This is a genomic window from Yoonia ponticola (assembly GCF_014199395.1).
Classification (GTDB): Bacteria; Pseudomonadota; Alphaproteobacteria; order Rhodobacterales; family Rhodobacteraceae; genus Yoonia; species Yoonia ponticola.
Map to the genome: position 1 here is coordinate 251,212 of NZ_JACIJM010000003.1, position 14,169 is coordinate 265,380.

Annotated in this window: 14 protein-coding genes; 7 read left to right on the plus strand and 7 right to left on the minus strand. The window is 56.7% G+C overall.

Going from position 1 to position 14,169, the window contains the following annotated elements; genetic code table 11:
* Positions 1-40: 40 nt before the first annotated feature.
* The 7 genes from FHS72_RS06295 to FHS72_RS06325 all read left to right on the plus strand — a co-directional run bounded on the left by FHS72_RS06295 (position 41) and on the right by FHS72_RS06325 (position 5,429).
* On the plus strand, positions 41-892 hold the full coding sequence (locus FHS72_RS06295) for a PhzF family phenazine biosynthesis protein (protein WP_183527216.1): 852 nt from the start codon (positions 41-43) through the stop codon (positions 890-892).
* Entirely contained in the window at positions 882-1,844 is a 963-nt protein-coding gene (locus FHS72_RS06300) for a zinc transporter ZntB (RefSeq protein ID WP_183527218.1), read from the plus strand. Before FHS72_RS06295 ends, FHS72_RS06300 begins: the two co-directional genes overlap by 11 nt.
* A gap of 57 nt (positions 1,845-1,901) precedes the next feature.
* Positions 1,902-2,315 carry a Fur family transcriptional regulator gene (locus tag FHS72_RS06305; RefSeq protein ID WP_183527220.1) on the plus strand — a complete coding sequence of 138 codons (414 nt, stop codon included), beginning with the start codon at positions 1,902-1,904 and terminating at the stop codon, positions 2,313-2,315.
* A 234-nt stretch (positions 2,316-2,549) separates the two neighbouring features.
* Positions 2,550-3,434, plus strand: coding sequence for a DMT family transporter (locus FHS72_RS06310; RefSeq protein WP_183527222.1), 885 nt, complete (start codon positions 2,550-2,552; stop codon positions 3,432-3,434).
* Positions 3,435-3,485: 51 nt separating this feature from the next.
* The gene (eno, locus tag FHS72_RS06315) at positions 3,486-4,760 is read left to right on the plus strand and encodes a phosphopyruvate hydratase (protein ID WP_183527224.1); all 1,275 of its coding nucleotides are present in this window, start codon (positions 3,486-3,488) and stop codon (positions 4,758-4,760) included.
* Positions 4,757-4,984 carry a hypothetical protein gene (locus FHS72_RS06320; RefSeq protein ID WP_183527226.1) on the plus strand — a complete coding sequence of 76 codons (228 nt, stop codon included), beginning with the start codon at positions 4,757-4,759 and terminating at the stop codon, positions 4,982-4,984. The genes eno and FHS72_RS06320 overlap by 4 nt, the downstream gene beginning before the upstream one ends.
* 25 nt (positions 4,985-5,009) lie before the next feature.
* Positions 5,010-5,429: a cupin domain-containing protein gene (locus FHS72_RS06325; RefSeq protein WP_183527229.1), complete on the plus strand. Its 420-nt coding sequence runs from the start codon at positions 5,010-5,012 to the stop codon at positions 5,427-5,429.
* Positions 5,430-5,514: 85 nt separating this feature from the next.
* Here the strand turns inward: FHS72_RS06325 and FHS72_RS06330 are convergent, their stop codons facing one another.
* From FHS72_RS06330 to acs, 7 genes are read right to left on the minus strand one after another with little or no spacing between them, the layout of a single operon-like run.
* Positions 5,515-6,906 carry a 3'-5' exonuclease gene (locus FHS72_RS06330; RefSeq protein ID WP_183527231.1) on the minus strand — a complete coding sequence of 464 codons (1,392 nt, stop codon included), beginning with the start codon at positions 6,904-6,906 and terminating at the stop codon, positions 5,515-5,517.
* 1 nt (position 6,907) lies between these two features.
* A complete protein-coding gene (locus tag FHS72_RS06335) occupies positions 6,908-7,429 on the minus strand; it encodes a hypothetical protein (RefSeq protein WP_183527233.1) in 522 nt (173 codons plus the stop codon).
* A gap of 18 nt (positions 7,430-7,447) precedes the next feature.
* Positions 7,448-9,274, minus strand: a complete 1,827-nt coding sequence (locus tag FHS72_RS06340) for a DUF294 nucleotidyltransferase-like domain-containing protein (protein WP_183527235.1) — start codon at positions 9,272-9,274, stop codon at positions 7,448-7,450.
* Between the two features lie 60 nt (positions 9,275-9,334).
* A complete protein-coding gene (locus tag FHS72_RS06345; protein ID WP_183527237.1) occupies positions 9,335-11,140 on the minus strand; it encodes a sodium:solute symporter family protein in 1,806 nt (601 codons plus the stop codon).
* A 4-nt stretch (positions 11,141-11,144) separates the two neighbouring features.
* Positions 11,145-11,402, minus strand: coding sequence for a DUF4212 domain-containing protein (locus tag FHS72_RS06350; RefSeq protein ID WP_183527239.1), 258 nt, complete (start codon positions 11,400-11,402; stop codon positions 11,145-11,147).
* Positions 11,399-12,154, minus strand: coding sequence for an adenylate kinase (locus tag FHS72_RS06355; RefSeq protein WP_246414532.1), 756 nt, complete (start codon positions 12,152-12,154; stop codon positions 11,399-11,401). Before FHS72_RS06355 ends, FHS72_RS06350 begins: the two co-directional genes overlap by 4 nt.
* A 51-nt stretch (positions 12,155-12,205) precedes the next feature.
* Positions 12,206-14,167, minus strand: coding sequence for an acetate--CoA ligase (gene acs / locus FHS72_RS06360; protein ID WP_183527241.1), 1,962 nt, complete (start codon positions 14,165-14,167; stop codon positions 12,206-12,208).
* Positions 14,168-14,169: the final 2 nt, after the last annotated feature.

The following is a 14,169-nucleotide window of genomic DNA, read 5'->3' on the forward strand; positions in this document are numbered from 1 at the left end:
GATCATGCTTTTGAACAATATTGAACAGGGCGACAGACCAATGACATCTTACCGAGTATACGACGTTTTCACCGACGCGGCCTTTGGCGGCAATCCATTGGCTGTATTTCCGGACGCTACTAACATCCCCGAAGCCAAGCTGCAAAAAATCGCCCGCGAATTTAACTTTTCGGAAACGACTTTTGTCTATCCTGCAGTGGACCCTGCCCATACGGCCAAAGTCCGCATTTTCACCCCCACCCGCGAATTGCAATTTGCGGGGCATCCAACCATTGGCACCGCTGTATGCCTGTCTGACCTCGGCCATACGGGACCGATGGTGCTAGAACTTGGCGTCGGGCCGATCCCTTGCGACGTGTCGGGCCAAACCGCCAGTTTCACCACCAGCGCCCCGCTCGACATCATCGCGACGCCCGAACCAGAACTGGTCGCGGCGGCGATTGGATTGAAACCAGACGCAATTTCGAATGCAACCCATGTCCCGACCCAAGCGTCATTGGGGCTGGCCTTTGTGTTTGTCGAACTGAAAACCCGCGATGATCTGCGGGCCTGCCATCCTGTCGCAGAGGCGAGCAAAATCGGCGCAGCCCGTTATCCCGCAGGCATCGACTTTGCGGTTTTTACCTATGTGCGGAATGGCGACCACCTAGATGCGCGCATGTTTGCCCCGCTCGACAACATGCCCGAAGACCCCGCGACCGGCAGCGCATGTGCGACGATCACCGCCCTGCTCAGCCAAATCGCAAGAAAACCGCTGGCATTTACCATTCATCAAGGCGACGATATGGGGCGCCCGTCGCGGATCAAAGCCGCCGCATTGGCGGGTGATCCGCACCCGATTAAGATCACCGGCGACGCTGTTTTGACAATGGAGGGACATTTTGTCGGTTAACCCCATCCCCGTATCCGTCATCGACATTTTCACCGACGGCACCGCCCAAGAAGCCAGTGATACAAACATCACGCCCTGCGATGGGGCTGCATTTCGGTGGTTGCATTTTGACCTGAACACGCCCGGCCTAGAGGATTGGTGCACCGCGCATCTGCCCCCCTTGGCATTTCGCACGCTGCTTGCGCTGCGCACCCGTCCCCGCGTCGATAGTCACGATGACGGGATTTTGCTGACACTGCGCGGCATCAACCTGAACGACGGCCAAGAGGTCGAAGACATGGTGTCGCTGCGCCTCTGGGCCACGCAAACTTTGGTTGTGACCGTCAGAAAACAAAGAATTTTCGCGCTCGACGAGGTCAAAGAACAAATCATCACAGGCGACGCGCCCGACACGCCCGCCCGTCTGATTGCGCGGATCACCGAACGGCTGGTGGACCGGATCGAGACTGTGTCCCTTGATCTAGAAGATCGCGCCGAGGAAATGGAAAATTCGGTCTACGACGACAACGGCCCTGCGCCAGCCGACCTTGCCCCGTTGCGACGGTCCGTCATCACATTACGCCGCCATATCGGACCTTTGTCCGAGGCGCTCAACGAGTTGTCAAAGATCGACACGCACCTCATATCAAAGACATTTCGCAACCGACTGCGCCACACGGCCAACCGCGCAAGGCGCTCGGTTGACGAGGTCCACGAGGTCGGCGACCGCCTGACCGCACTCGCGGACCATGTGGAGTTGCAACAGGACGGGCGACTGGCGCAAAACAGCTATGTGCTGTCCGTCATTGCCGCGATCTTCTTGCCCTTGGGTTTTTTAACCGGATTGTTCGGCGTAAATGTCGGCGGCGTCCCGGGCACCACAAATCCGGACGCATTTCTCATCCTCTGCGGGGCTATGGTCGTAATCGGCATCCTGCTTTATATCCTGCTGCGCTGGATCAAGTGGTTCTAAGACTAGCCAGCACCGCCCACACGGTCTAAAGCAGCGGCACGAACGAAAGAGGCACTCATGAGCAGCGTAATATTGCAACTATGCGAAGCAAAAGGCCTGCGCATGACAGAGCAGCGCCGCACGATTGCCAACGTGTTGGAAGCGGCCGACGACCATCCCGACGTCGAAGAATTGTACAATCGCGCCGTGGCCGCTGACCCTAAAATCTCGCTGGCGACCGTGTACCGCACTGTCAAACTGCTCGAAGAATCGGGCATCTTGGAAAAGCACGAATTTGGCGATGGCCGCGCCCGCTATGAAACGGCAGATCGCAAACACCACGACCATTTGATCGACATGAACTCTGGCGAGGTCATTGAATTTGTCGATCCGGATATCGAAGCCCTGCAAGAAAAAATCGCCGCCAAACTCGGATACCGCCTGATGGGTCACCGTTTGGAGCTATACGGCGTTCCGGTTAAAGAAGACTAAACAGTACGGGCTCTGCCGCGACCCGACTGGCAAGGGCCGTCATGGCTGCCCAACCCACCACAAATATACAAAAACGCATTTTCAAATTCCCAGATGATGCTCAAATTCATGCTGCAAGAATTGAATGAATAAATAGTTACCACAATGCGGGAAAACCTGACCCTTTCCACTTGCGTCAAGGCAGGGTACGCCAAACCGACAGCCGTAGGGCCTGCATTTTAAAGGATCTCGAAAATGGATAATGCACGCGGTGCGGCGCTGATGGTTTTGGCGATGTTTGGCTTTGCGGTCGAGGACATGTTGATCAAACAAATGGCTGCGGGATTGCCCGTCGGTCAGGTCATCACAGTGCTGGGCATCGGCGGCGCGATCATCTTTGGCTTTATCGCGCGATCCTATGGCGACCGCCTTTGGTCCCGCGATTCCTTGCACCCGAAACTGTTGTTGCGCAACGCTTGCGAAGTCTTTGGCACCTTGGGTTTTGTCGCGGCCATTGCCCTGACGCCGATCTCGACAGCCTCTGCGATCTTGCAAGCAACCCCGCTGGTTGTGACGCTGGGAGCCGCCGTTTTTCTTGGTGAAACAGTTGGTTGGCGGCGTTGGCTCGCGATTGCGATTGGCCTGTGCGGCGTTTTGTTAATCATCCGTCCCGGCATGGATGCGTTTGACCCTAAATCTCTGCTGGCCGTGATGGGCGTCGTGGGACTTGCCGCGCGTGACCTTGCCACACGCAGTATCCCGCGCACGATTTCGTCGCGTGTCATCGCGTTTTACGCCTTTGTCGTGTCGATCATCACCGGCTTTTTGCTGCTCGCCTTTGGCGTCACAGGCACGACGTGGCTCGTGCCTGACACCACCGATACGCTGCGCCTGATTGCAGCTGTCGTCGTCGGCGTGTCCGCCTATTACGCTATCGTCGCGGCCACCCGGATCGGCGAAATGTCCATCGTCGCCCCCTTCCGCTATTCGCGGCTGGTCTTTGCGCTGGTCATTGGCGTGCTGGCCTTTGGTGAACGCCCTGACGCGCTGACGTTGCTGGGCGGTGTCATCATCGTCGCATCTGGCATTTACACACTTTGGCGCGAAGCAAAACTGCGCCGCGCTTCCCCTTCACATTGAACCACGCTATAGTTTAGTTAACGCTAACATAGCCGTTTTAAGGAGCCTCCTATGAGCACGATTATCGACATTCACGCCCGCGAAATTCTGGACAGTCGGGGCAACCCAACTGTTGAAGTCGACGTGACATTAGAAGACGGCACAATGGGCCGCGCAGCCGTGCCATCGGGTGCATCAACAGGCGCACACGAAGCCGTTGAAAAACGCGATGGCGACAAATCCCGCTACTTGGGCAAAGGCGTTCTTGAGGCCGTCGCCGCCGTAAACGGTGAAATCGCCGAAGCCATCCTCGGCTTTGACGCGACCGAGCAAGTCGGCATCGACATGGCAATGTGCGAACTCGACGGCACACCAAACAAAAGTCGCCTTGGCGCAAACGCGATCCTCGGCGTGTCCATGGCCGTGGCAAAAGCCGCTGCTGACTACACAGAACAGCCACTGTTCCGCTACATCGGCGGCACATCTGCGCGCACCCTGCCGGTTCCAATGATGAACATCATCAACGGCGGCGAACACGCAGACAACCCGATCGACATCCAAGAATTCATGATCATGCCGGTGTCTGCGACCAACATCAAAGAAGCCGTGCGCATGGGCTCTGAAATCTTCCACACGCTGAAAAAAGAGCTGTCCGCCGCTGGCCACAACACCAGCATCGGTGACGAAGGCGGCTTTGCACCGAACATCGGCTCCACCCGTGAAGCGCTTGATTTCATTATGAAGTCTGTCGAAAAAGCTGGCTACAAGCCGGGTCAAGACGTCTATCTCGCGCTCGATTGTGCTGCGACCGAATACTACAAAAACGGCAAATACGAGATGGCAGGCGAAGGAAAATCCCTGACGTCCGCCGAAAACGCCGACTATCTCGCACAACTCGCATCCGACTACCCGATCATCTCGATCGAAGATGGTATGTCCGAAGACGATTGGGACGGCTGGAAACTGCTGACCGACAAAATCGGCGACAAAGTGCAGCTTGTTGGCGACGATCTGTTCGTAACAAACCCTGCGCGTCTGGCCGACGGTATCGCCAAAGGCTCTGCGAACTCCATGCTGGTCAAAGTAAACCAAATCGGGACACTGACCGAAACATTGCAAGCCGTTGATATGGCGCACCGCGCAGGTTTCACCAATGTGATGTCGCACCGCTCTGGCGAAACCGAAGACACCACAATCGCCGATCTGGCAGTGGCTACAAACTGCGGCCAAATCAAAACCGGCTCGCTGTCACGCTCTGACCGTCTGGCGAAATACAACCAATTGATCCGCATCGAGGAAATGCTGGGTGAAACGGCTGTCTACGCTGGGCGTAGTATTTTAAAGTGAAGTACCCACATATCAAGATTGCCGCCCTAAAGGCGGCAATCATCTTGGTGCCATGCTGGACAACAGCATGGCTTACCGACAAAATGGTCTACGTGGTCCCGATGTTAGCCGCGACCGCTATTTTTGCAGGCACCTTTGACCAACAGAACACTCGTCGACGCATTGATGATGACACTGATGGTGATGGGCAGGATATCGAAACAGAGATCACGGATATCGGTTGATCTATTATGTCGAGTAAAAAATAATATGACCGCCGACGACATCATCGCAAAACTCGACCTCGCCCCCCATCCCGAAGGCGGCTTTTACCGCCAAACATGGGTTGCCCAAAACGAAGGTCGCCCACTTGGCACCGCCATTTATTTCCTATTGAAAGACGGCGGCAGCAGCCATTGGCACACCGTTGACGCAACCGAAATCTGGTTCTATCACGCAGGCGCGCCGCTGATTTTATCTGTCTCTGCAACCGACGCGGGCCCCGCACGCGACACGCGCCTTGGCCCCGATGTCCTAGCAGGCGACGCACCCCAAGGCATCGTGCCCGAAGGGCACTGGCAAGCCGCCCGCACCACTGGCGACTGGACGCTGGTCAGTTGTACCGTCTCACCGGGCTTTACTTTTGACGGCTTCCACCTCGCACCCCAAGGCTTTGATATCCCACGCTAATCACGCATGCCAACTCTGTGCTTCTTTGACTTTCTCTAAATCCCGGGGTCTGGGGTAGCGCCCCGGCAGAAAACGCAGTTTTCTCTTAACTGCCGCCCTTCAAGATCCGCAAATGTTTGCCGGTCTCGTCCAGCAGCGCGCCATAGGTCGCGATCCCTCGCCCCTCAAGCGCTTGGATCATCGCGATCAGCGCTGCCGCCGTAGCCTTTGCGTCGCCCAGTGCCGTATGCCGCGCGGCGTCGGGGATCGTGATATTCAGACGGTCGCAAATTGCGTCCAACGTATGCACCGCCGACCCGCCAAATACGGCGGCAGACAGCAGCACCGTGTCCACGACCGGATTGTCAAAAACCAAGCCCGCAGCCTCTGCTTCTTTCGTCAAAAACGCCATGTCGAACGGCGCATTATGCGCGACCAACACCGCGTCTTTGGCAAAGCTGTGGAACTGCGTGCAAACGGGCTGAAAACTGGGCGCGTCTTTCACCATACTGTCGTCGATCCGGTGCACATCCGTTGATCGCGCGGGGATCAAAACGCCCGGATTAACCAAGCTTTCGAACACTTCGCCTGCGACCACTTTGCCGTTCACGATCCGCACCGCTCCCAATTGCACAACCGCGTCCCGCGCAGGGTCCAGCCCTGTGGTTTCAGTGTCGAACACCACAAAAACCAAGTCGCGCAGACGTGTCGCGCTTAACTCCGACGACGCAGTTGGCGTCAGCAAATCAAAATCATACGTCAGCGGGCGCGCCTCGCTAAGCAACGCGCGCGGCTCTAGCATCAGCGTATAGCCCTGCCCCGCACCAAACGTCCGAATGCGCCCAGAATACACATCACCACAATGCGCCTTTACCTTGATTTCGAGCCGGTTTTCCTGCGCCTCAGCCATCTGCGCGAGCGCCTTCAAAATTGGGGCCTCTTTCAGATAATTGAACACTGACGTCTTCAGCTTTGCCGTTCCCACACGTTCCATCATTGCCGCTGCTTGCCCGTCATAGAGCACGATCTGGTGCTCCGCGCTGACAAGGATCGTGGCGACGGGAATATCCGTCAGAATGGCGATTAACCGTTCGCTTTGCTGTGCTAGCTGCTTGATTTTAGGGTCATCTTCAACGCCACTGCGTTCGTCCATCGCAGCCTGCAACGCCGTCACGGCTGGTGCCAAATCACCCAAGTATTTCGCAGCTTTTGCATCCAGCGGCGCACCGCAATCGGTATGCGCCCGTACCCGCAAATTGGCTGCAATCGCTTCCACAGGTTTGCTGACGTGATCGTCAAACAGCAACCAAATCGCCGTCGTGACCCCCAGCATCCCAAAGCCTGCAACAATCCCGACGGTCATCAGCGCGGCCCAATCATCCGCATGGGTTAACTGCCGCGAACCAAACCAAAGTGCGACCAAAATCACAGCAAGGCTGCCAAGCCCGAACAGACAGAACACCAGAAAAACCCGTATGCGCAAACTGAGGTGGGTCATATCACATCACGTTGCACGCAGTTGTCAGGATCGGCGCATCTGCATCCATCTGCAGCCAATCGGTATTCAGAATTTCACCATCAGCGCCAAATTCAGCGCCGTCTACCAGATCAGCACGGGCATTTTCGGCGCAATCAAACAGCGCTGGCACCTTTGCGATCTGTTGCCAGCGACCGTAAAAAACGAGGTCCACAAGCCGTTGATCCGGCCTGTCAGGATGGATACGCAGACTGCCCTGATCTACCGCGACAAAGCGGCTCACATAGGGTTTTATATAGGTCCAAGGGCGGTAGACTTGTTTGTTCTCAATCGCTTCTGCCACCACAAATTGCCCCGGCATCGTGGCCGTCGTCCGGCTGAACCAGCTATATTCGCTGGTGATCGTGGCAAGCAGCATTGCCCCGCCACCCGCAACCGGCACCAACCACGACGGCAACCGCCCCTTCAGGACACGGTTCACCGCCCACATGAAAAGAGCTGCCGCAACGCCTGCGAAAATCGTGCCGATCAGTTCGTAAAACATCGGGCTTCTCCTGTTAATTTACGCAAGCACACCGCGCCCCTGCATCAATGCAGATTGCATCGTTTTGATCACCACAAACGCATCGCGCAGATGGCTTCGCTCAAACCCCGACAGCGTCGCGGGGGGTAGAAAATTATCGGGCGCGAGGTCTTGTTTGATCAGGTTTGCTTGGTGTTGCAAGCGCGTTTGCGCTACCAAATCATACGCCGCCACCAGATCAAGCCCGCCGCTGTTGCTGATGATCCCACCGTCCAGCGCCGCTTTCAAGCGCGCACGGGTATTCAGCGCGGACAGTTGTCCCGCCAGCGCATACATGCGGCCCAGATCAACGACAGGAATAACGCCGTTCAGCTTCATATCAATCGTGTCGCGATGTTCGCCCGCGCGGATCGTAGACAAGCCGCGCAACAGCCCCAAAGGCGTGGCATGGGTCAGCGCATTTGTCGCCATATGTGCGGTGAAAATCGAATTACTGGCCGCCAGTCGCAAGGTTTCCGCCTGAAGATCGGCAAACAACGTCTCGTCCCCACCGATGGGCCGCAGGTCGAACATCACTGACGCCAACATCTGCGCTTCTTTGCTCGGGTTCGCGATCCAGCCTTTGAAATACGCGGTCCAAACTGACAAAGGCTGGCACCAACGCGGGTTCGTCGCCATCATATCGCCCGGACAATACACATAGCCGCAAGCGTCCAAACCATCGCTGACGAACTGCGCAAATGGGGCGAAATAGGCGGCATCCGCATCCGAAATCCCGTCTTCCAAGATCAAACAATTGTCCTGATCGGACACGCCCGTCTGCTCTTGCCGCCCTTGAGATCCACAGGCCAGCCACAGATACCGCGCGGGTGGTGTCCCGAATTTATCCTCGGCCATGCGCAGCAACCGCCGCGTCACCACGTCCGCAATATCCGTAATTAACCGCGTCACGACATCGTGCCGATTACCTGTCGCCACCAGACTGACCAGCAGTTTCGGAATGCGGGCCGTGATCGCAGCTAGCTCTTGCACGGTCGTTGCTTGGGCAGCTTCCGCCACGAAAGTCGACGCATGAGACGCCTGATACCGCGTCAAATCCGTCTGCGTCACAATCCCGACCAAACGCCCCGCCGAGATCACTGGCAAATGCCCTAGACGGTTTTCCATCATCAGATGCAGCACGTCCGACCCAATCGCGGCAGGCGTCAAAACCCGTGGATTGTTGGTCATGATCGCGGCAATCGGTGTGGTCATCGGCAAGTCGTCAACCACGGCTTTATTCACAAAGTCACGCAGCGTGACGATGCCGCGCAATGCGTCACCATCAACGACACAGAGGCTCGAAATCTTCTTGTCCCGCATCATGCGGGCGGCGTCTTGGATCGGGGTGTCTTCGGCGCAAACAACTGGGTTTGTCGACATCAGCGCATCGACCCGCACACGGGTCAGATCACCGGGTTTCGAGGCGACTTGCAGCTTGGCATTGCCAGAACGGCGATAAAACCGTCCGAACGGTTCGCAATCGACCAGCAGCCCTTGAAACAACGTGCTTGGGATCACCAACAGACGGCAGTCTTCTTGGGCTTTGGCATTCGTGGCGGCGCGTCCGTCGCGCAACAAGCCCCGTTCACCAAACGAATTTTCACGGCGTAGCAGCGAGATCGGCGCGGCATTTTCATCCGTCACAGCAACCTGCCCGCTTTCGATGATATACAGCCCTCTGAGCTGATCACCGATCACATAGATATCGCGGCCCTTGGCCACATCAATCTGTTCACATTGGTCTAAAATCTGTGCGCGTGTCACATCGGTCAACACGTCGTAGGGGTGCAAGTAGGACAGGATGGATGGGTTATCGATCGTCACTGGTGCAGGCCCTTATGTGTGGTGGAACCGGCGACAGATGCGCCGCCGGTTCCGATGGTTTTAGTGATCAACCGCGCCGCCTGCACCCGCTGGAATGCGGACGCTTTCGACAAGGTCTTTGATCTCTTGTGGTGTGTCTTTGGTGGACAACGACACGATGTACGCCACCGCAAAGTTGATCGCCGCACCAACAGCACCAATCGCAGTGGACTGGATACCCAGCATTGATCCTTCGACCGTATCAGGGAACGAGTTGGTGCCGTCGATGAACAACCAGCCTTTGTGCATAAAGATGTAGACCAGCGTAAAGCCGAGACCAGCCAACATACCACATACAGCACCTACGTTGTTCACACGTGTCGAGAAGATCCCCATCATCAGAGCAGGGAAGATCGACGCCGCCGCCAGACCAAAGGCCAGCGCAACTGTTTGCGCCGCAAAGCCCGGTGGGTTCAGACCAAGGATCGTTGCCACCACAATCGCCACAGCCATCGCAACACGTGCTGACATCAGCTCTGCCTTTTCAGACATGTTTGGTGTCAATTGACCCTTGAGCAGATCGTGCGACACAGCAGACGAGATCGCCAGAAGCAAACCCGCCGCCGTTGACAAAGCCGCCGCAAGACCACCCGCCGCCATGAGACCGATGACCCAGCTTGGCAGGTTCGCGATTTCAGGGTTCGCCAAAACAAGGATGTCTTGGTTAAAGTTGGTCAACTCGTTGCCTACCCACCCGTTAGCCGCAGCACGTTCAGCCATTTCCGCGTTCTGATCGTTGTAGTACTGGATCATGCCGTCGCCGTTTTTGTCTTCCCATCCAAGAAGACCGGTTGTCTGCCATGTTTTCATCCAGTCATACCGTGCGTCTTCTTCGATCATCTGTACAGATACCGCGTCACCTTGCGTGCCATTTGGCCACATCAGGTTTGTGATATTCAGACGTGCCATCGCACCAACAGCAGGGGCTGTGAGGTAGAGAAGTGCAATGAAAACAAGCGCCCAACCCGCAGACCAACGCGCATCAGATACCTTTGGCACCGTAAAGAAGCGCATGATCACGTGCGGCAGGCCCGCTGTACCAATCATCAGTGACAGCGTGAACAAGACCATGTTCAGGTTGTCTTTGTGCTGGTCGGTGTAGCTTGCGAAACCCAATTCTGTGACGATTTGGTCCAGCTTTTGCAGCAGATACACGCTACCTTCGCCGCCCGATGCTTCTGGTGAGATGTGGCTAAACAGACCCAATGCAGGGATCGGCGTGCCAACCAGTTGCAACGAAATAAAGACCGCAGGAATTGTGAAGGCAAGGATCAACACAACGTATTGGGCCACTTGGGTGTAAGTCACACCTTTCATGCCGCCAAAAACCGCGTAAGCAAACACGACGCAAGCGCCGATCAGCAAGCCAGCTGTGTTTGAAATCTCGAGGAAGCGACCAAAGGCCACGCCTACGCCCGTCATCTGACCGATCACGTAAGTCGTTGATGCAACGATCAAACATACCACGGCAACCATACGTGCGGTTGGTGAATAGAAGCGATCACCGATGAATTCGGACACGGTGAATTTGCCGAACTTGCGCAGGTAAGGTGCGAGCAAAAGCGCCAACAAAACGTAGCCGCCTGTCCAGCCCATCAAGTAGGACGAGTTGTCGTAACCTGTGAACGCGATCAGACCCGCCATCGAGATAAACGACGCCGCAGACATCCAGTCCGCCGCAGTTGCCATCCCGTTGGTGACAGGGTGAACACCCCGACCCGCCGCGTAAAATTCTGACGTGGACCCGGCACGGGCCCAAATCGCGATGCCGATGTAGATCGCAAAGGACGCGCCTACAAACAGCAAGTTAATTACAAACTGACTCATTGTGTTATTCCTCTACGCCGAATTCACGATCCAGCTTGTTCATCCGCCAAGCGTAGAAAAAGATGATCGCGAGAAACACGAGGATGGACCCTTGCTGGGCCACCCAAAATCCGATGTCGACGCCACCGATCTGCACACCTTGCAGCAAGGGGCGCAGCAAAATGCCAAAGCCGAAAGGGACGATGGCCCAGATGACCAAACTCACCTTAATAATGCGCAAATTGGCTGCCCAATATGCGCCTGGTTCCGGTTTCTCACTCATTGTGTTTCCTCCAGTTGTGTTGTTTTTGCCTGCTTGTCAGTGCTTTGCACCCCGCGCACATCCATCACGATGGGACGGATGATCTGGCGTAAAGCATCGGTAATCGCGTCGATGTCGCCCATCGCGTCCAGCGTATGCAGCGATCCTTCGGCGTCGTAGAACGAGATCAGCGGTGCGGTCTCTTTGTGATACGCCTTCAAGCGGTGACGCACGGTGTCCGCATTATCATCCGCACGACGGCGGAACTTCGTGGCCCCACATTTGTCACAAGTGCCATCAACGACGGGACGCTTAAACGTCTCGTGATAGCCCTCGCCGCAGCCTTCGCAGGTGTGGCGACCGGAAATCCGGACCACCATCGCCTCGTCAGCGACCTCTAGACTGATCGCCGCGTTCACCTTTGCGCCCTTCGCTGCAAGCAGCCCGGTTAATGCTTCGGCTTGCGGGATCGTGCGCGGGAAACCGTCAAGAATGACGCCCGCCGCACAATCAGGATCACCCAAACGGTCGCTGAGGATATTCAGCACGATATCGTCGCTGACCAGACCGCCCGCTTCCATCACGGTTTTCGCGGCTTTGCCCGCATCGGTGCCAGCGGCGACCGCTTCGCGCAGCAGATCGCCAGTGGACAGTTGGACAAGACCGAACTTTTCCTCAAGCCGTTTGGCCTGCGTCCCCTTGCCCGCACCCGGCGGCCCAAGCAGGATCAAGACCGGCATAGTGCTTTGCGGCATTTTGCTTGTGTCAGACATGATTTCCCTCGTCTTTGAATGGTAGCAGCGCGGTACGTTTTGCGTACAAACTCACGCCTTACCCTTTCTATTTTCGATCAGCTCGTCGACGACCGACGGATCAGCCAGCGTGGACGTGTCGCCCAATGCGCCAAAGTCGTCCTCTGCGATTTTCCGCAAGATCCGGCGCATGATTTTGCCTGACCGTGTTTTCGGCAAACCCGGTGACCATTGGATCACATCCGGTGCAGCAATCGGGCCGATTTCGGTGCGCACCCATGTGCGCAACTCTTGGCGCAGCTCTTCGGATGGTTCTTGGTCGTTCATCAACGTGACGTAGCAATAGATGCCTTGGCCTTTGATTTCATGCGGATAACCAACCACAGCAGCTTCGGCGACTTTCGGGTGTGCAACCAAAGCGGATTCGACTTCTGCGGTCCCCATCCGGTGGCCGGATACGTTGATCACGTCGTCGACGCGGCCTGTGATCCAGTAGTCGCCGTCTTCGTCGCGGCGGCAACCGTCACCTGTGAAGTAGTAGCCTTTGTAATCCGAGAAATAAGTCTTCTCGAAGCGGTCATGGTCGCCCCAAATGGTGCGCATTTGACCGGGCCAACTGCCTTTGAGGCACAGAACACCTTCGCAAGCGGTGTCGTGGATTTCGTCGCCTGATGTCGGCTCAAGAACCACAGGCTCGATCCCAAAGAACGGCTTCATCGCAGAGCCCGGTTTCAGCGCATGTGCGCCCGGCAATGGCGTCAACAAGTGACCGCCGGTTTCCGTCTGCCACCATGTATCGACGATGGGCAATTTGCCGCCGCCAACCACGTCGTTGTACCAGTTCCACGCTTCAGGGTTGATCGGCTCGCCGACTGTGCCCAGCACTTTGAGGCTGCTTAGATCACACTTTTCAACGAACTCAGGGCCTTTGGCCATCAACGCACGGATCGCTGTTGGCGCGGTGTAGAATTGGTTCACCTTATGCTTTTCGCAGACCTGCCAGAACCGGCTCGCGTCCGGATACGTCGGCACGCCTTCGAACATCACGGTTGTCGCACCATTGGCCAGTGGGCCGTAGACGATATAGCTGTGGCCCGTGACCCAGCCCACGTCAGCGGTACACCAGTACACATCGCCTTCGTGGTAATCGAACACCAACTCTTGGGTCATCGCGGCGTAAACGAGATAGCCACCGGACGTATGCACAACACCTTTTGGCTGACCGGTTGAGCCGGATGTGTAGAGAATGAACAGCGGATCTTCGGCGCCGACTTCAACAGCTTCGCATGTCGGTGCAGCATCAGCAGCAAGCGCGCCGTAATCCAGATCGCGCCCCTCTACCCAAGTCGTCTGCCCGCCAGTCCGTTTCACCACCAGACATTTCACAGTGTCCTTGCAGTGCAGTAACGCGGCATCAGCATTGGACTTCAGCGGTGTCTGACGACCACCACGCGGGGCATAATCCGCTGTGATCAGTACCTTGGCGTCAGACCCGTTGACCCGTGCGGCCAATGCGTCTGGCGAAAAGCCCGCAAAAACAATCGAGTGGATCGCACCAAGACGCGCACAGGCCAGCATGGCATAAGCGGCCTCTGGGATCATCGGCAGGTAAATCACAACGCGGTCGCCTTTGCCCACGCCTTGGTCTTTCAGCACGTTCGCCATGCGGCACACGGATTCGTGCAACGCCTTGTAGGTGATGTGCTGCGCGTCTTCATCCGGATTGTCCGGCTCAAAGATGATCGCAGTTTGGTCGCCACGTGTCGCCAGATGACGGTCAACGCAGTTCGCAGAGACGTTCAGCGTCGCATCGGCGAACCAGTTGATATGCACGTTGCCCAAAGTGAAATCGACGTCGCGCACGCTGGAATAAGGTTTGATCCAGTCGATCCGCTTCCCCTGCTCGCCCCAAAACGCATCAGGATCAGCCAAAGAGGCCGCGTACATTTCGTCGTATTTCGCCTCGGTGATATGTGCGTGCGCGATGGTCGCGGCGCTCGGGGCGTAGGTCTTTGCTTTGGTATCGGCGGACATGG

Coding starts and splice junctions, on each gene's coding strand:
- FHS72_RS06325 (WP_183527229.1), top strand. CDS start 5,010: ATGACCGCCGACGACATCATCGCAAAACTCGACCTCGCCCCCCATCCC.
- FHS72_RS06345 (WP_183527237.1), bottom strand. CDS start 11,140: ATGAGTCAGTTTGTAATTAACTTGCTGTTTGTAGGCGCGTCCTTTGCG.
- FHS72_RS06295 (WP_183527216.1), top strand. CDS start 41: ATGACATCTTACCGAGTATACGACGTTTTCACCGACGCGGCCTTTGGC.
- FHS72_RS06355 (WP_246414532.1), bottom strand. CDS start 12,154: ATGTCTGACACAAGCAAAATGCCGCAAAGCACTATGCCGGTCTTGATC.
- acs (WP_183527241.1), bottom strand. CDS start 14,167: ATGTCCGCCGATACCAAAGCAAAGACCTACGCCCCGAGCGCCGCGACC.
- FHS72_RS06330 (WP_183527231.1), bottom strand. CDS start 6,906: ATGACCCACCTCAGTTTGCGCATACGGGTTTTTCTGGTGTTCTGTCTG.
- FHS72_RS06350 (WP_183527239.1), bottom strand. CDS start 11,402: ATGAGTGAGAAACCGGAACCAGGCGCATATTGGGCAGCCAATTTGCGC.
- FHS72_RS06305 (WP_183527220.1), top strand. CDS start 1,902: ATGAGCAGCGTAATATTGCAACTATGCGAAGCAAAAGGCCTGCGCATG.
- FHS72_RS06310 (WP_183527222.1), top strand. CDS start 2,550: ATGGATAATGCACGCGGTGCGGCGCTGATGGTTTTGGCGATGTTTGGC.
- FHS72_RS06335 (WP_183527233.1), bottom strand. CDS start 7,429: ATGTTTTACGAACTGATCGGCACGATTTTCGCAGGCGTTGCGGCAGCT.
- eno (WP_183527224.1), top strand. CDS start 3,486: ATGAGCACGATTATCGACATTCACGCCCGCGAAATTCTGGACAGTCGG.